The sequence below is a fragment of the Vibrio sp. 10N.261.52.C2 genome (assembly GCF_041471425.1).
GTDB classification, from domain to species: domain Bacteria; phylum Pseudomonadota; class Gammaproteobacteria; order Enterobacterales; family Vibrionaceae; genus Vibrio; species Vibrio crassostreae_C.
Map to the genome: position 1 here is coordinate 1 of NZ_JBFROH010000019.1, position 16,880 is coordinate 16,880.

The following is a 16,880-nucleotide window of genomic DNA, read 5'->3' on the forward strand; positions in this document are numbered from 1 at the left end:
AAGCCGCGATGAACCTTTTTAGTTTCTGCTGTATCAGATTCTGTCGTTAAGTTTTCTAACGAGTTAGAATTCGTATTTAGCTGAAATACCGTAGTTTCTTTCCGCTTGAGTGTTCTCTTTGTAAAGTTCATCATCACCGCGAATATCATTCCAACGGTAGTACTCTTCGTTAGTTAAGTTGAACACACCACCACGAATCGTCAGATCCTTCATTGGTTTGTAGTAAGCTGTTAAATCAACAACTGTTGCGCTTGGAAGCTCAGCCTGGCCTGCGTTACCGCCACTTTCGTCATCGAAGTTGATGTCTGAACCAGATTTGTCAGCTGTGTAGTTTAACTTAACGCTAGTGTCGGGTGGACGACACTTGTTACCAAGTGCCGTCTCCCTAAGAACCCAGCGTGCAACTTTCACTGCACTAGGCTCAAGCCTCCACGAAGGCATCGTTTGATACCCAGCAACTTATAAAGCAGTCGAAGCAGGTTCGTTCCAAGAGTTACGAGCTAGCCTTTTAGATTTTCTCTTTACCAAGTATTCTTGGTAAAGAGGGTCAAAGGGTGTCGCTGCACTTCGGATTTTCACATGCCTTTCTATTGGCACTTTGGCTATTTGGAAGAGATTGAACTGGCAATCCATATCCATGATCTTCTGCCAACCGTGAAACTGCCATTGGCCTTTTCGGTTGATGAAGTATTTTAGGGCAATCCAAGTTTTAGACTTTGTTGGATGACGCCTTTTAGCCCAGTGCCATAACGTATGGAATAACTTGTGACCTACATATCCGAATACCTGTTTAGCTACGCAGTGCCGATAATAGTTCGACCATCCCCTGAGTTTAGGATTTATCAGTTTGATAAGATCATTCACTGGAAGGGTTACGTGCTTTTTGATGAGTTCACGCAGATTGCTTAAGAACATCAACGTATTGGATTTACTCGGCTTGATGAGCAGTTTCCCTTTGTACTTCCTATGGTTGAACCCAAGAAAATCAAAGCCATCGTTGATATGAGTAATGTGCGTTTTCTCTTCGGATAATGTTAAGCCTCTTTCCGCTAAGAAATCAGCAATCAACGGTTTGATATCGTTCTCGAGCACTTCCTTTGAAGCGCAAGTGACGACGAAATCGTCGGCATATCCAATAAAGTTAGCTCTTGCTCCTTTCTTAAGCGCGGTAGACTTAATGCGCTGTTCGAGACCCGATAACGTCATCAACATCAAGGTGGGGGATATAATTCCGCCTTGAGGAGTGCCTTCGTCGGTGTCGTAAAACAGCCCTTTGTCTACAAAGCCTGACTTTAGCCATTGCTCCAACATCCGTTTATCGATGGCGATGTTATCCATAAGCCATTGATGCCCGATTTTGTCGAAGCAAGCTTTAATATCTCCTTCAAGAACCCATTTAGCCGATTTCTTTAAAGCCAAACACTTGAAGCACTGGTCGACAGCGTCAGCCGTGCTACGATTTGCTCTAAAGCCATAACTATTCGGGTCGGCAGTTGTTTCTGATATGGGCTCTAGCGATAATAGGTGTAGCGCTTGTTGTGCTCTGTCTATCATGCATGGGATGCCCAGAGGTCGAAGCTTGCCATTCTTTTTGGGGATATAGATACGCCTGAGTGGTTTCGCTTGATAAGCTTTCCGACTCAGTTGATTTACTGCTTTCATACGACGCGTGTCTGTGTTCCAGACAACGCCGTCTATTCCAGGCGTTTTACTGCCTTTATTTTGAGAAACTCGCTTAACAGCAAGAAGTTTTGCTGAGCGAGAGTGAGTCAGTATCCACTGCAATGCTTTTGCTTTGCCGTGTTTACCGTCTCTAGTTGCCTTTGCGATACGCATTTGAAGCTTTAAGACGTTCGCCTCTACGGCCTTCCAGTTAATGGATTGCCACAGTGCACTGTCAGAAGATGCACTAATCTCATTCGAAATCGTCATTTGCTTTTCTTCCTTAATAAAGTTCTTCAAACTCTCTCGCAACGAGAGACCAGTTGGAAGTGGGCTCACTTTCGTGATCAGGCACAAACCTGTATCTGCGTCATTACAATGCAGCCTTTGCTTTTTCCAACCTCCTCTACCCGCATCACTATCGGCCACAGAGGCTTTCCCGTAGGGAGTGATACAGGCTTACCGTGTTCCGTATGTCACGCAATGTCAGTTTAGATGCCCGCTATGGTGCGGAGAGTTCAATGATCACGAAAGAGCATGGGGCAATCTCTTTCCGACTCTCGTGCCTTTTGGCTACAGCGTATTAACCACTTCCGCTGTTTCACAACATAACGCACCTTACGCGGATTCACTTATGTTCATCATGCTGACTACCTAGCACTCACCCGATGTTGTGGTTATCAGGAGGATCGTCCTCTCACGATTTCAATCCCGATTGGAAAATACCAACCTTCGTTACATTGTCAAAGCCGCTACTTTATTCAGGCTCCTAGGTTCATCTGGTGATACAGATGGTTCACTCGTTTAGCGGTGAACAGCGCTTCATACGACTTCACGTCGCACACCCCAATTTTGGTTTGGCGCATCATAGTTAAGACCTAACACCGCATTCCAAGGGTTAACACTATTTAGTGCATTTCCGTTTCCGTCCTCACCCTCTGTGTATGAAGCTACGAAGTGAGTTGAAATACCCTTAGGCGCACCAACCAAGACATCCCATAGTAACGTGTTCGAGAATTCAATCCCCTTTATCGTTGCCGAATCCAAGTTAACGTTAGAATAGTGCGTTGTTCCACCAACCTTTTTCGTAACCACTGTCTCGATAAAGTCATCGTAGTCACTGTAGTAGGCCGCGATTTCAGATGATGAAGCTTGAGTGTTGTGACGATAGCCTAGCTCGTATGAAATACTGGTTTCTGATTTAAGATCTGGATTTGGATCATTTACGTACCCATGTCCAGGGTTATCATATGTATAGTAAAGTTCATCAAAAGAAGGGGCTCTAAAGCCTTGGCTAATTTGGCCAAAAATAGTGCCTGTATCTGTAAGTTTGTATGTTGAACCTAAACGACCAGTTACCGCAGAATCTGAGAAATCACTCAACGTCTCAGTGGTGTTGTTACCAGGATCAGTTGAGAAATAGTCAAAGCGTACACCAGGGGTAACAATAAGTTTGTCATTCACTAAGCTAATTTCGTCTTGAATAAACAAGCCAAATTTTTGCTCCTTAGCATCTGGAGTATATACATAAAGTTGGTTATCAGTAGCAGGATCAGAGTTATACTCCATATTGGTGTTGCTGATGTCACTATGTGTATAAGTTGCACCATACACTAGGTAATGGTTGTTAATTTCTTTATCTAGCTGAGTCTCGATTTCAAGCTTATCTTCAGTGTACTCGTAGTCTTTTGTTTGTAAGTTGTCGTTGTTAGCTGGTACCCAAGGTGGCATACCTGGGCCTGCAGGTTTAAAGCGCTTAGTTACACCATTCTCTTCTTTAGAAATGTACGATACTTTACTCGTTACAGTATCGGCAATTGTGCCATCAGCGAACCAAATGTGCTTAATAGCGAATCGATTTTGCGTTGTGTCATCAGCACCTGTATAGCTATCGTAGCTTGAGTGGTAGATGTCAGAGTCTGAAGTATCTTTGATTAGCTCAGCTAAAAACTCGATACGATGACTTTCGTTTAACTGATATTGCAACTTAACCAAAAGATTATCTGTTGAAGTATCTTGACCTTCTACAGCGTAGTTCTCTAAGTCGTTAGGGTTACGGAAGTTTTGCAACTCTTCACCATCTCGACGAGTGTAGGCTACCAATGTTTCTAGGTCATCGAATCGATTAGCTAATGCAACGTGCTCACTGAAAGAGTTATCTTCTGAAGAGTAAGACAGTTTCGCTTGACCGCCAAAGTCTTCTCCATCTTTTAAGAAATCAGAAGGGTCTTTAGTTTCAAAGGCGACAACACCACCAATAGCGTCGCTTCCGTGTAAACTTGAAGCCGCACCTTTGATAATTTCGACACTTTTCAGCATATCGGGATCGATTGAAATACCGCTAGAGTTAATAAATGCGTAAGGGCCACCATCAAATGAACCTGGTTGCGATGAGCCATCCACTAAAATCTTTACGCGCTTACCTTCCATGCCACGAATGTTGATGGTTTGTGCACCTTGTCGAGAGCTCGAGTTCATCGTTACACCTGGAGTGTATTCGAAGATTTCGTTAACATTTTTTGCCATGTTCTCTTCGATTTGCTCATCGGAGATGACTGCAACAGAAGCCGCTGTATTGATAAGTGTTTGATTCGTGCGCGTCGAGGATACAACAACCTCATCAAATAGGGCATAATCTTCAGCAAAGGCTGACGTTGATGAAAGCGCTAAAACGATTGAAGCAGAGAGTAGGGATTGCTTATACATCTGATAGTTACCTTAGTTCCATAGTATTATCTTGATTTGCGAAGATGATATTGGATCTAAATGATAATTACTATTATTTGCATTTAATTAATTTTCAACTTTATCAACTAATTCATAATTAATGCTCTTAATCACTTGTATTAAAAAGACTTATTCAGTTCCATTCATTCTGTGAATGCTTCTGTTTTTGTGATGTAAATCTCAATTTATAGTAGGAAAGCTATGCATAGCCCAATAACACTTGAAGCATTACACATACTAGATGCTATCGATCGTCGTGGAAGTTTCGCCGCAGCAGCGAATGAAATGGACCGAGCGCCATCATCATTGAGTTACCAAATTCAGAAGTTGGAGCAAGATCTAGACATCATGATTTTTGATCGGTCTGGGCATCGTGCAAATTTCACGGAAGCGGGTCAGTTGATACTTGAGCAAGGTAGAATCATTCTTGGAGCTACAGAACGTCTTGTTAACGAGGCAAGCATTCTAGCCAATGGTTGGGAGCTCGATTTGACCATCGCCTTTGATGGCATTATCCCGATTGCTAACTTTTTCCCACTGGTAGATGAACTAGGAAAAATCAGTAAAACACGCGTTCGTTTGCAAGAGGAAATCTTAGCGGGTTGTTGGGAATCTCTCACAGATGGTCGTGCTGACTTATTGATATGCCCTAAGCTCGATACAATTCCAAACGATATGAAAAGTGACGTAATTGGTAAAATGGAGATGGTGTGGGTCGCGGCATCAAGCCACTATGTTCACAATCGTTCTGGTGAATTCGATCAGAAGGCGAGAGAAAGTTACAGGGTTATTGCCATTGCAGACACCGCACGCGATCAGCCAGCACTAAGCATCAATATTCTAGAGAAACAGCCACGTTTAACCGTGACAAGCTTTCCTGCGAAAGTAGAGGCTTTGACATCAGGACTAGGGATTGGCACCTTACCGAATAGTGTCGCTAAACCTTTGATTGAATCTGGCGTACTACAGCAGATCTCCGGTACAGAACCACAACCGATCGATATTGTTATGGCTTGGCGACGCAACAAAATGGGCGACGCCAAGTCTTGGTGTATCCAACATCTTAAAAAGACATGGGCGTTAAAGTAACGGTAACACCATATCTGCAGTACCATCTTCAAAACTGATATCTAGCTCGAAGCCGAGCTTTTGGGCTAGTGTCAGCATCCCTCTATTCGTTGGCATCGTCATGCCCGACATCTGTTTAGTCTGCTTCGCACGGCAGTAATCGATAACCTTAGTCATAAGAATGCGACCTAGACCAACACCTTTAAGGTCAGAACGAATCAATATTGCGAATTCGGCGTCTGTGTTCTCAGGGTTAATCAGCGCACGGGACACGCCGATGATCGCTGGAACGCCTTGTTCCTCGCGAACGACCACAAAGGCGATTTCTCTATCGAAATCAATCTGAGTGAAATTCGCCAACGCCTCATGATTGAATTCACCGACATCACTAAAGAAACGCTTATAGAGATCTTCCTTAGACACACGGTTAATGAAGTCAGCATGAAGCGGTTCATCTTCGGGAAGAATAGGGCGTAACAACACTTCGGTTCCATCTTTTAGCTGGATACGTTCTTCAAGCTCGACCGGATAAGGGCGAATCGCAAGACGTTCCTGTGGATCGCCTTCGTACGCTTTCAAGATGATATCGGCATCTAATATCGTGAACTTGTCACCATTGGCCAGTACTGGATGGATATCCAAATCATGTATTTCAGGGCAATCCACTACCATTTGCGATATACGTACCAATAACTCAGACAAACCTTCTATATCGATGGGGTTAGGGAGTTTTTGTAGACGAATCTTGCCGCTTTTTATCGCTCGAATAATCAAGTAACGCGCCAGTGTCATGTTGAGCGGTGGAAAAGCAGCTGCGGCATCAATCGACTCATCCCACTCCGAACCACCTTGTCCAAGTAATATGATTGGGCCGAAGGTTTCGTCTGTTGTAACCTTAATACGCAACTCTTGGCCGCCCGCGAGCTTAGCCATACCTTGAATTAACAAGCCGTGGATGTTTGCTGTAGGGAAGGATAATTGAGAACGATCGAGAATTGCCTGAGCCGCATTGGCAACTTCACTGCTGTTTCGCAAATTGAGCATCACGCCTTGTACGTCTGACTTATGTGCAATATCCGGCGAACGTAATTTTACTGCGACGGGATAACCGATCGTTTCAGCGATGTGTACCGCTTCACTTGGGTCAGAAGCGATCCAAGTTGGTAACACATCGAGGTTGAAGCTCTTGAAAAACTGACTGTTTTGGTGAGTATCAAGGCTAACTGTATCTTTATCCAGTAGTTTTCTTTCTATCCAACCTTTCGCATCTGCTAGATCTTCAATGTGTACTTTTTCTGCAGTGGTCGGCGTTTCCATTAACTGACGTTGGTTACGTCTGTACTCGACTAAGTGCATGAATGCGACCACAGAGCTTTCAGGGGTCCGATAAGTTGGGAAACCCGCTTCGGTAAACAGCTTTCGTGCGGGCCTTGCTGTTAGCTCACCAGACCAATTCGTCAGGATGTTAAAGCGCTTGTGGCGAGGGTGCTTCTTAATCGCTTCAATAATTCGTTCTGCCGTTCTAGCGGAATGTGCGACCGCTGAAGGGCTGTGCATGATAAGAATCGCGTCTGCTTCATCGCCATCGAGTAAGATGTTTATAGTGTCGATATAACGTTGATCACCAGCGTCGCCGACAATATCGATAGGATTGCTATGAGACCAACTCGATGGCAAAACCTTGTTCAACTTATCAAGTGTCTCTTCTGAAAACTCTGCGAGCTTACCACCGCGGTCAAATAGGGTGTCCACAGCCATAATCGCAGGGCCGCCACCATTAGTAACAATAGCCAAGCGCTCGCCTCGCAATGGTACTGAATGAGTCAGTGTTTCTACCGCAGCAAACAGTTCATGTAAGTTCTTAACTCGTAGCATGCCGCTGCGTCGGATTGCGGAATCATAAATAATATCTAATGTGTCGGCACCGCCAGTGTGAGCCATTGCTGCGGCTCTGCCTTTCGCCGTTCGACCGCCTTTCAACACCAAAATTCGTCGGTTACGCGAAGCCGCACGCGCTGCAGAAATAAAGCGCCTCGCATCAGTAATGCTGTCTACATAAAGCAATATCGCTTCGGTGTGAGAGTCGGTACTGAGATAATCCAATAACTCCGAGAATTCGATATCGCTACCATTGCCTATAGAGATAAACGCCGAAAAACCGATCTCTTTGTCATTAGCCCAATCGAGAATAGTGGTACACACAGCTGCAGACTGAGAAACAAAGGCGATCTTACCGGGTAATGCTGTCACAGGAGAGAATGAGGCGTTTAAATTTAACCAAGGGACAATTACTCCCAAACTATTGGAACCTAACACTCGAATGTTGTGTTTTTTGGCAATCGCTAGGCATCGTTCATCATACGTCTCACCATTATCGCTTTCTTGCTGCATGTCTGAAGAAAGCATAATGACAGAGGCTATACCTTTCTCAGCCAGTTCTTCAAAAATAGCGACATTACGGGTCGCATTGGTACACAAGATTGCGAGGTCAGGAACAATCGGTAACGACAAAATGTTCTTGTAAGAAAGCACACCGGCCACTGAATCATATTTCGGCGTAACCGGCATCACCGCACCTTTAAAATCCCCATGCAACAAATTGTTCATAACAATATATCCTGCGCGTGTTTCTCGTTGAGAAGCACCAACAACAGCGATTGAACGGGGTTTAAGTAGGGGATCAAGATGATTCATAGACATATCCTAGCAATGCACGTAAGTTCATCGTAACTTACTTTGCACTCACAGGTTGATGGCAAATTCACCGAATTCAGATGAATAAGCAAACACTGCATAAAGTTTGTGAAATAGGTCACCCACTAATGGTGTATAATCCCAAAGTTAACTTGATTCTAAACCGACGTATCGGCATGATTTATAGTAATTATTATTAAGGATATAGAGCTTTCCATGAAAAAATTTGCAATTGTGACTTTGCCACTGCTCTTGGCTGCGTGTGTATCTGACGACTACGTTACCAATGTCACTTCAGATAGTTATCAAGAAGAGTACAAAACGGCAAAAGTTGAAGCTCCAGTTGTATCTCAATCTGAGCAAACAGGCGTTGTTGAAGAAAACGTTGTCAACGTGATCAGAACTGAACCTGTTGAACAGAAAGTCACTCAAACGACTAAAGCTAAGCCAGTTGCAGTAGTGACAGGACCAACGAAGAAACAACAAGACATGAACCAGCGTTTTGGTTACACAGTTCAAGTTGTTGCTGTTGGCAGCCAAAGTAAAGTCGATTCTTTCGTGAAAATGCTACCTACGACTTCTCAGCCAGTTTGGGAAAACTACAAAATGGTTAACGGCACTAAGTGGTTCACGGTACTTTATGGTGACTACGCAACACGCTTAGAAGCTAAAAAGGCAATCTCAACACTGCCGAACACTTTCCAAAACTTGAAGCCGTTCGTTAAAAGCATTGATGACATCAAGAACTCTGAATACCCAACGCTTAACAAGTTGAACTAAGTTTTGATTCATAAAGAAGGGGCAAATGCTCCTTCTTTTGTTTTAAGACTCGCTGTTTTGTTTAATAGTTAATCGCTCGATCTTTCGAACGCAATTTTAACAATCAAAACACTGTACCTATCTCGACTTTTGTTTATCATTGAAGTCAGTACTCCTAGTTTCAAGGACCGAATTTACCCATGAACACCACAAACATCCTTCTACTTTGCGGCGGTGGATCTTCAGAGCATGAAGTATCTTTAGTTTCAGCCAATTACCTTTTTGAACAACTGAATAGCGTTGCAGATTTTAACGTTGTAAGAGTTGAAATTAAGAACGAAGGCTGGTGTCTTGATTCAGGTGAATTGGTTTATCTTGATATTAACGACCAAACCTTACGCGGTGACAATTTAGCATCTAAAGTCGATTTCATTGTGCCTTGCATACACGGTTTCCCAGGTGAAACAGGTGACATTCAATCACTGTTTGAAATGGCTAAAATTCCATACCTAGGTTGTGGTCCAGAAGCAAGCAACAACAGCTTTAACAAAATCACGTCAAAGCTTTGGTACGACGCACTTGGTATTCCAAACACGCCGTACCTGTTCTTATCAGACAACAATGATCAAGCTCACTCACAAGCAACTCAAGTATTTGAAAAGTGGGGTAAAGTGTTTGTGAAAGCGGCTCGTCAAGGTTCTTCTGTAGGTTGTTACCAAGTTAACCAAGTAGAAGATTTAAGCGAGGCTATCAACAAGGCGTTCACTTTCTCGGACCAAGTATTGGTTGAGAAATCAGTGGTGCCTAGAGAGCTAGAAATTGCTGCTTATGAAATCGATGGCGAGCTACACATCAGCAAGCCGGGTGAGGTGATTGCACCGAATGGCGCATTTTACTCTTACGAAGAGAAGTACAGTGCAGACAGCCACTCGATCACTGAAGTTGAAGCAAGTAATTTAACTGACGAACAGCGTGAATTGATTGCAGACAGCGCACGAAAAGTCTTCACCCAGATGAAGCTTCGTCACTTGTCTCGTATCGACTTCTTTTTAACGCAAGACAACGAGATCTACCTGAACGAAGTCAACACCTTCCCAGGTATGACGCCAATCTCCATGTTCCCTAAAATGGTTGAGCATGACGGCCACAAATTCAGCCAGTTCTTAGAAAACTGCGTGAGAACAAGCCTTTCTTAGGTTTCTAACTCGTTTTCGTTCACTTAGAGCTGAACCCAAAAGTGCCTTAAGCTTTCGCCAAGGCACTTTTTGTTTTTAAAGCTAGCCGTTTTTTACGAATCTATCATTTAGCCACAACTTATATCCAAGTAATTACGAACCGTTTATTGCCAAGGTATTAGCGCCTTAAACTTCATCTTCTCACTCTCAGCCGTTCCCGTGAAACCCACATATTGGGCTGGCATGGCAGGGCTAAGCCAGCGACCAAAGTCCTGAATCTCTCTAACCTTAAGACCTTGTTTCGACAACTCTTGTGCAGCACCAACACGAATCGAATTTCCAGAGAAATGGTGATTTTCTGGCAGTTGAAGTAAGTCGCTAGCTCTTCTCAATATCCTATAGATGGACGAATCATCTAAAGGCTGCAAACCAATATTCTCATGCTTGTCTATCGCACGAAATACTGGCAAGTCATCTTGTATACCAGTAAACGAAAGCCAACGTTGAAGTGCAACACTGGCTATTTGTGACAACTGATAAGCCGAATCTTTGACTGTTACTTGGTAATGATCTTCAACGTACTCAACATCACTCATCGATAACAACTTAAGCTCTGAGCGCTTTAAAGCACACTCGAACATCACGTTATAAATAGCAATGTCTCTGATCTCTTTCAGGTTTGCTTTCTCATGGGAGAGTAACGTATTCAAATCAGTGAGATGCACAGATGTCATAGCATTGGTTTGTTTAGCGTCACCGGCCATTTGAGATTGTAAGTGGAGTAGGGTAAAGCGAACTTGCCTGTGCTTGATCGGGTTAGCAAAGCTCAACACAGTATGTAACATGCTAAGCGTTGCAGTGTAACGTTTTAGCGATGCGTATTTTCTATCGTTAGACTCCGTTTCAAGAAAACGACGAACAGCGGTTATAGATGCGGGAAGTGTGTTAATACGATGTTTGGTACAGAACGCATGATAGCGATTCCAATCACTGTAAATGCCCAACAGTGAATTGCGAGAGTATTGAAATCCTGTCAACTCATCTATAATTTCTACTGTCGCGTTGCTGTTTAATTTTTCAACAAATGAATTAATTATCACAGAGTCAGTTAAAATAGGGACTTTTTTTCTCAAATTACCATACCTCGACAGGTGTTTTTACCATATTATGCTTGATATCATTATTAGTATACTTATGATTAATGCAGTGAAAACAGAAAGATGATTAATAGATATGGCTAATTCAATTTACCGAAGCGTCCATCTTCAATCGATAGATGCTAACAACACAGTTTGGCGTGCTAAGTTAAAAAACAACGTTATTCAGGGCAACCTAGCTGCCGTGAAAAAGAGTATTGATTGGTGGATTGATACCGCATCTATTATTGATCCAAAAGAATTCATGTCATTAAATAAGTCGAGAGGAACTGGTGGCTCGACTGAAAACTTCAACGGCTACCAAATCAAGAATGACACCGGTGAGCCTAATGCGTGGTATTGCATGTTTAACGGTCGCTTAATCAAAGGCGGCAAGGTTGCAATCCAACGCCATATAGAAGCTTACTTACTCGCAAAACAAAAAGCAGAGCAACAAAAGAAGTAAATTATGAGCCTAGTATATTCAACAGAAACAGGTCGCATTAAGCCTGAAGAAGAGAAAGTCCAACGTCCTAAAGGCGATGGTATCGTTCGAATCCAAAAAGAAACCAAAGGCCGTAAAGGCAAAGGCGTTTCTGTCGTAACTGGCTTAGACCTAGATGACGCACCATTAAAACTAATGGCAGCAGAACTCAAGAAAGTTTGCGGCTGCGGTGGCTCAGTAAAAGATGGCAACATCGAAATTCAAGGTGACGCGCGCGACAAGATCAAAGCGCACCTTGAAAAGAAAGGCTACAAAGTTAAATTTGCTGGCGGTTAATCTCTAACTAATACCAGGGTTAAAATCGAAGATTATTATCACTGGTTATTAGGTATTTTATGGTAAATAGCCAGTTTGGTTAAATACACAGTATAAATTAGAGAATATCGGCACAATACAAAGGCAGGGCATCACACAAAGATACCTGCCTTATAAACATCAAAATCAATTTAACATAACGTACATAATACGCATCAAAAATGTAAGCGCAAAGTTGTAATGTCACTATTTTCCAAAGTTAAAATGTCCCTTTAGCTCATCACCACTAGGCTTAATTGATATTGGTAAACGCTATGGACATAACAACATGCTGGTGACTATGAGTGATTCAGAGATCAATCGTTTTAAAGTAATTGAAGATGTGTGTCAGCGACGGATACGTCGGGCCGATGCTGCCGAGATCCTCAGCTTGAGTGTCCGTCACATCCAACGCCTGATGAACCGACTTCGTAAATACGGTGCGAGCGGATTGGCTCATCGCGCTCGCGGTAAGCCTAGCAATCATCGTTATTCAAGTGGTTATCGAAACTGCACAACTTGCCCATATCAAACGAAACTTTACGTCAATGGATGATCGCCGACGGACTGTGGCTTCCACATTCACAACGCAAACCTCGAGTCTATCAGCCTCGTTACCGTCGTGATGGCTTGGGTGAACTTATCCAAATTGACGGCTCCCATCATGACTGGTTTGAAGGCCGCAGCGACAAATGCTGCCTATTGGTGTTCATTGATGATGCGACTGGCCGCTTGATGAACCTAAGATTCAGTGAGACAGAATCCGCGTTTGACTACATGATGACCACGCGTGAATACCTCAATGAGCACGGCAAGCCCATCGCATTTTACAGTGACAAGCACTCTATTTTTCGAGTGAATCAGGAGAAACACAAACAAGTTGGCCAAACTCAATACGGGCGCGTGTTGAAAGAACTGGCGATAGAACTCATCTGTGCCAACAGCTCCCAAGCCAAAGGCCGCGTTGAGCGAGCCAACCTCACGCTGCAAGACCGACTGGTTAAAGAGATGCGCTTACAAGGTATCGACACCATCGAACAAGCCAACGCCTGGCTTCCCTACTTCATCGCCGATTTTAACCATCGCTTTGCTAAGCCCGCTCAATACCCAAAAGACATGCATCGTCCGGTTCGAGAGTCCAAGCAAGAACTCGACGATATTTTCAGTTGGCAAGAAACTCGTAAGCTCTCTAAGTCACTTACATTTCAATACGATAAAGTGATTTATCTCATTGAACCTACTGAAGAAAACAGCCGATTAACGCACGAAAACGTCAAGATACTCGACTACCCAAACGGTGAAATCGCCATCCAATACGGGCATCGAAAACTCGAATTCAAAACCTTCGACAAACTCGAGCACGTTCAACAAACCCAAATCGTCGACAACAAACGCCTCGGCCAAGTTTTAAAATTTGCTCAGCAACAACAAGAAGAATTCGAACAACAACAGCAACGAACCCGCAGCAAGAAAGCCCCCAAGCGCCGTGCACAACAAAGAGCCCTTCAAACAGCCCCTCGAGCCATCAACCCTGTCCTCACCGAACCATTCAAAGCTTCCAGTCGAAAGACCTAACAAGGGGACATTTCTATTTGGGACAAATGAGGACATTTTAAAATGGGATTGACATAATAATACGTGTAGTTAATTCTAAAGGTAGTATTCTCATCTTTTGTCCTTAAAATCCTTGTTCCAACTGACTCTCACGCTTCTTGCGCCGTTCAGAGTTTTCTTATCGCATTTGAAATCTAATAATTATATGTACGGCCAGCGTCTACACAATTCAATATTCATTCAGAAAATCTAATTGACGCGAAACTTTGTCCGTCTGGTTTAACTTATATGCCACTTCTCTGTTTGCACTAACGGTTCGCTGCGCTGTGTGCAATTCTTGTAAGCATTGCTGTTGTTTCTATTCCAGATTTCACACACGCGACCAATGTTTCTTATCAACTGCACATGCTTAGCTCTCGTTTAAATCCATCAACTAATAAAGTTCGTGTGTCTTATGTAGACCCGCACACAGATTTTTCAAACCTTCTTAACGATTCTCTCTAGAGTTAGTACTTTGTGTTCAGTTTGCATAGATTCATTACACTTATTGCTGGTACACAACACCGATACTTGGGAGATCCATAATCACGGTTTGCCCTGAAATTACGTTCAATTGGACTTAGGTAGCTTTGGTAATAAACCTAAGAGTTACTTTAAACCCATTGCGCTTAGTTTTTCTTTACTTGTTTTCTCTAACTGATATGCCTGCTTTGAAGTCGCAATGGTGTTACCGCCTGAGATTAGAAAGCTTATAATGTTTATCGACACATGTAATCAATAAGTAAAGTGACACTGTAGCTAGCTGTACAGGTAAAGCTTGGTCCTATGGAACACAAAATAAAGAACCCAAATAATAACTGTATATTTACACAGTTAAATTATTATCCCCTTAAAAACGTTACCTTTCGTATAAATACCGAACAAAAACAACGCTATTTAGGCATATATCTGTCGCTGGGCGCGTATTTTTGCCTAGCAATCACGCTAGTGTCGTTGATCTCTTTTAATACGCTCATGGATAAGAACTACATCATCACACCTGACAGATAGCCTACGCGCGAAAATACGGACAGAGACCACGATGGTGGCACCGTAGGCTCATTACATAAGTCAGAAGATGGAATTAAGTTACAGCGTGACTTTGAACAAACCTATAGCTTACCCTTCTGTGAAATTGAGTACGTTAAGAGATCGACCCAAAATAAAGGGCTCGATCTCTCAACGTTCGATTCGGTCACCATCAATATAGAATATGAAGGTCAAGAGGAGCCAAGGTTTCGATTCTACATACGTAACCACGACGACAACTACAGCGATCAAAGCGACCCTATTTCTAACAAGTTCTATCGCTTAGACTTATCATTCCCCAATAGAAAACACATCGATTTAGCATTCTCAAATTGATACGCGCCGCATTCCTTAATCGACTTCTACACAACACCTTACGCCTCGTAAGCTTTTTAAATACTTATTCTGTAAAGCACATATGTGGCAACGAAGCTTGCTCTAAGCGGTGGTAAGCCATTCGCGATATCGGTTTTGAACATTACCGCTGTGGATTGTTTCACTCTGTTCTTAGATAAAATCCTCATTTGTCTGCTTCTGATCATTCATGGATTCTCATCCGTTCAAAATACAAGTCACAACGTCACTAGCCGTAAAAACACCATATATTTAGCCATTTAGACTTGGTGACACAAATACTGACACCTAAAGTGGCGATTGTTTTACTTTCAGATCTTGCTGTAATTTAATTACAACTCAAAGCCAAGTAAAGCCTGAGAAGTTAATTACTCTGACGTAACTTGTTGAATAAAAAGTATTTAAGAGTTTTGGACAGGTCGGGATTTAGAGAAACTAAAGAGTAGGTATGTACGAGATAATATACTAGAGGGTAATATATTTAGTTATAGTGCACTATCGTATTAAAAAAGAAGGGCTGATGCCCTACTCTTCTTTATTACTCATTTCTTCACGGATTTGCTCAGCAACGATTTTGATAGCTTGTGCTGTGCTGATGCCTTGGGTCATCATTTCTTGAATTCGTTCAACAGCTTTCTGTTGTTCTTCGTGAGAAAGGGTTGGTAAGTCGTTTAGCATGCTCTGCTCCTTTATTTAGGAGCAGAACTATATAAGGACTGTTAGTAACTAGCAAGGAAATTGATGGATGCACCCATTGCATTTTCATTCGTGTAGTTAGCACTTAGATCTAGCTGAAACAAGTTCAATGGCGAGATACCAACACCAGCTGTCACTGTTCCTTCTGAATCAGAGTAAGCCAGGTTCTTGTAATACCCTCCCCTTAGCTTAAGCTGACGTAACAGGTCGACTTCAGTACCAACACGAATCATCTGTTCGTTGTCTTCGAACGAAGTAAACTTCTCCGCTTCATTCAAATCATAATCAACACTCAACGTAAAGTAATCAGAAACGATCCCCGCACCAACAGTGTAGACAGGCCCCAGGTTATAAGAATGACTCGATGTTACTGTTCTTGTAGCCCCTGTGCTGCTTGTTAGCTGTTGGCTAACGGATTTAGTTTCAATCTCACGGTCTATAATATTCGTTGCAGAAAAACCCACTCTAAATGGGCCGTAAAACCAAAGCGCACCTGCATCAATATTAAATGTAGTTTCCGCGGTGTCGTTTTCTCGAACATCACTTAGATCGTAGTTTTGTGCCGAGGCAATGTAGTTATACGTATAGATTCTTTGGAGTTTTGGAGAAATACCAAACGACAAATGTTGTCCCATGAACGTTTGATATTTTGCTAATGATATACCAGCTTCCATAATGCCAATAGAAACAGCTTTAACAGCAGTTAACTCAGCATTAACCAAGTCACTATTAGCAGCGTCACTAGATGTATCAGGGGTTACAAATGATTCAGTGTATGCTTTTGCAAATACGTTTGCTGCAATATACTGATTTGGTAGAGCGAATGCTACAACACCACCTAAATCAACATTCAGGCTATCACCATTAAGAGCATCTAGATCAGAACCAGTCACAGTACCTGACTCAATGCTGTCAACTAAATTATCGATATCATCAACTAAGTTATTAGGGTCATTATAATTACCGCCAAAACTTGGCGTGATCATTCCCATGTCATCATTACGACGATAAATGGCAACAAGTGCTGGGTTATAGAATGGAGCAGTTAGGAAGTTTGCTGAAACAACACCAACACCACCCATCGCATCACCACGCGCTTCAATGGCGTAGTTTGCTGCTGAAAGAGGAAGACTGGCGAATGCAATTGACGCTGCGAGTAGTTTTGTAGTTTTTTTCATGCCGTTTATC

Annotated in this window: 10 protein-coding genes and 4 pseudogenes; 7 read left to right on the forward strand and 7 right to left on the reverse strand. The window is 42.7% G+C overall.

Annotation, left to right across the window (positions count from 1 at the left end; genetic code table 11):
• Positions 1 to 63: 63 nt before the first annotated feature.
• From AB4307_RS07840 to AB4307_RS07850, 3 genes and pseudogenes are all read right to left on the reverse strand, one after another.
• Positions 64 to 348, reverse strand: a pseudogene (locus tag AB4307_RS07840) (TonB-dependent hemoglobin/transferrin/lactoferrin family receptor); the annotation flags it as partial.
• Positions 349 to 459: 111 nt separating this feature from the next.
• A complete protein-coding gene (gene ltrA / locus AB4307_RS07845) occupies positions 460 to 1,932 on the reverse strand; it encodes a group II intron reverse transcriptase/maturase (protein ID WP_029626754.1) in 1,473 nt (490 codons plus the stop codon).
• Positions 1,933 to 2,505: 573 nt separating this feature from the next.
• Positions 2,506 to 4,368, reverse strand: a pseudogene (locus AB4307_RS07850) (TonB-dependent hemoglobin/transferrin/lactoferrin family receptor); the annotation flags it as partial.
• 222 nt (positions 4,369 to 4,590) lie between these two features.
• Here AB4307_RS07850 and AB4307_RS07855 point away from each other — a divergent pair.
• Positions 4,591 to 5,478, forward strand: coding sequence for a LysR family transcriptional regulator (locus AB4307_RS07855; RefSeq protein ID WP_065584957.1), 888 nt, complete (start codon positions 4,591 to 4,593; stop codon positions 5,476 to 5,478).
• Here AB4307_RS07855 and AB4307_RS07860 read toward each other — a convergent pair.
• On the reverse strand, positions 5,470 to 8,151 hold the full coding sequence (locus tag AB4307_RS07860) for a bifunctional acetate--CoA ligase family protein/GNAT family N-acetyltransferase (RefSeq protein ID WP_372131562.1): 2,682 nt from the start codon (positions 8,149 to 8,151) through the stop codon (positions 5,470 to 5,472). The two genes, AB4307_RS07855 and AB4307_RS07860, sit on opposite strands and share 9 nt — an antisense overlap.
• 216 nt (positions 8,152 to 8,367) lie before the next feature.
• On the opposite strand from AB4307_RS07860, the gene AB4307_RS07865 reads away from it, so the two are divergent.
• Both AB4307_RS07865 and AB4307_RS07870 read left to right on the forward strand, forming a co-directional pair.
• Positions 8,368 to 8,931, forward strand: a complete 564-nt coding sequence (locus tag AB4307_RS07865) for an SPOR domain-containing protein (RefSeq protein ID WP_017064585.1) — start codon at positions 8,368 to 8,370, stop codon at positions 8,929 to 8,931.
• A 179-nt stretch (positions 8,932 to 9,110) separates the two neighbouring features.
• On the forward strand, positions 9,111 to 10,106 hold the full coding sequence (locus AB4307_RS07870; RefSeq protein ID WP_372131564.1) for a D-alanine--D-alanine ligase: 996 nt from the start codon (positions 9,111 to 9,113) through the stop codon (positions 10,104 to 10,106).
• Positions 10,107 to 10,249: 143 nt separating this feature from the next.
• On the opposite strand, the gene AB4307_RS07875 is transcribed toward AB4307_RS07870, so the two are convergent.
• On the reverse strand, positions 10,250 to 11,218 hold the full coding sequence (locus AB4307_RS07875; RefSeq protein ID WP_372131566.1) for a tyrosine-type recombinase/integrase: 969 nt from the start codon (positions 11,216 to 11,218) through the stop codon (positions 10,250 to 10,252).
• 100 nt (positions 11,219 to 11,318) lie between these two features.
• On the opposite strand from AB4307_RS07875, the gene AB4307_RS07880 reads away from it, so the two are divergent.
• The 4 genes and pseudogenes from AB4307_RS07880 to AB4307_RS07895 all read left to right on the forward strand — a co-directional run.
• Positions 11,319 to 11,687 (forward strand): DUF3319 domain-containing protein, encoded by a 369-nt coding sequence (locus AB4307_RS07880; RefSeq protein WP_017060095.1) that lies wholly within the window; start codon positions 11,319 to 11,321, stop codon positions 11,685 to 11,687.
• A 3-nt stretch (positions 11,688 to 11,690) separates the two neighbouring features.
• On the forward strand, positions 11,691 to 12,002 hold the full coding sequence (yciH, locus tag AB4307_RS07885; RefSeq protein WP_008221404.1) for a stress response translation initiation inhibitor YciH: 312 nt from the start codon (positions 11,691 to 11,693) through the stop codon (positions 12,000 to 12,002).
• Positions 12,003 to 12,321: 319 nt separating this feature from the next.
• Positions 12,322 to 13,595 (forward strand): annotated as a pseudogene (locus tag AB4307_RS07890) (ISNCY family transposase).
• A gap of 888 nt (positions 13,596 to 14,483) precedes the next feature.
• Positions 14,484 to 14,975: pseudogene (locus AB4307_RS07895) on the forward strand (GGDEF domain-containing protein); the annotation flags it as partial.
• Between the two features lie 546 nt (positions 14,976 to 15,521).
• Here the strand turns inward: AB4307_RS07895 and AB4307_RS07900 are convergent.
• On the reverse strand, positions 15,522 to 15,674 hold the full coding sequence (locus tag AB4307_RS07900) for a YoaH family protein (protein ID WP_004731009.1): 153 nt from the start codon (positions 15,672 to 15,674) through the stop codon (positions 15,522 to 15,524).
• 41 nt (positions 15,675 to 15,715) lie between these two features.
• Entirely contained in the window at positions 15,716 to 16,870 is a 1,155-nt protein-coding gene (gene traF / locus AB4307_RS07905; protein ID WP_017069084.1) for a conjugal transfer protein TraF, read from the reverse strand.
• Between the last annotated feature and the right edge of the window lie 10 nt (positions 16,871 to 16,880).

Excerpts from the sequence above, each read along its gene's own strand:
- traF (WP_017069084.1), bottom strand. The coding sequence starts at position 16,870 with ATGAAAAAAACTACAAAACTACTCGCAGCGTCAATTGCATTCGCCAGT.
- AB4307_RS07900 (WP_004731009.1), bottom strand. The coding sequence starts at position 15,674 with ATGCTAAACGACTTACCAACCCTTTCTCACGAAGAACAACAGAAAGCT.
- AB4307_RS07860 (WP_372131562.1), bottom strand. The coding sequence starts at position 8,151 with ATGAATCATCTTGATCCCCTACTTAAACCCCGTTCAATCGCTGTTGTT.
- AB4307_RS07855 (WP_065584957.1), top strand. The coding sequence starts at position 4,591 with ATGCATAGCCCAATAACACTTGAAGCATTACACATACTAGATGCTATC.
- AB4307_RS07865 (WP_017064585.1), top strand. The coding sequence starts at position 8,368 with ATGAAAAAATTTGCAATTGTGACTTTGCCACTGCTCTTGGCTGCGTGT.
- AB4307_RS07880 (WP_017060095.1), top strand. The coding sequence starts at position 11,319 with ATGGCTAATTCAATTTACCGAAGCGTCCATCTTCAATCGATAGATGCT.
- yciH (WP_008221404.1), top strand. The coding sequence starts at position 11,691 with ATGAGCCTAGTATATTCAACAGAAACAGGTCGCATTAAGCCTGAAGAA.
- ltrA (WP_029626754.1), bottom strand. The coding sequence starts at position 1,932 with ATGACGATTTCGAATGAGATTAGTGCATCTTCTGACAGTGCACTGTGG.
- AB4307_RS07870 (WP_372131564.1), top strand. The coding sequence starts at position 9,111 with ATGAACACCACAAACATCCTTCTACTTTGCGGCGGTGGATCTTCAGAG.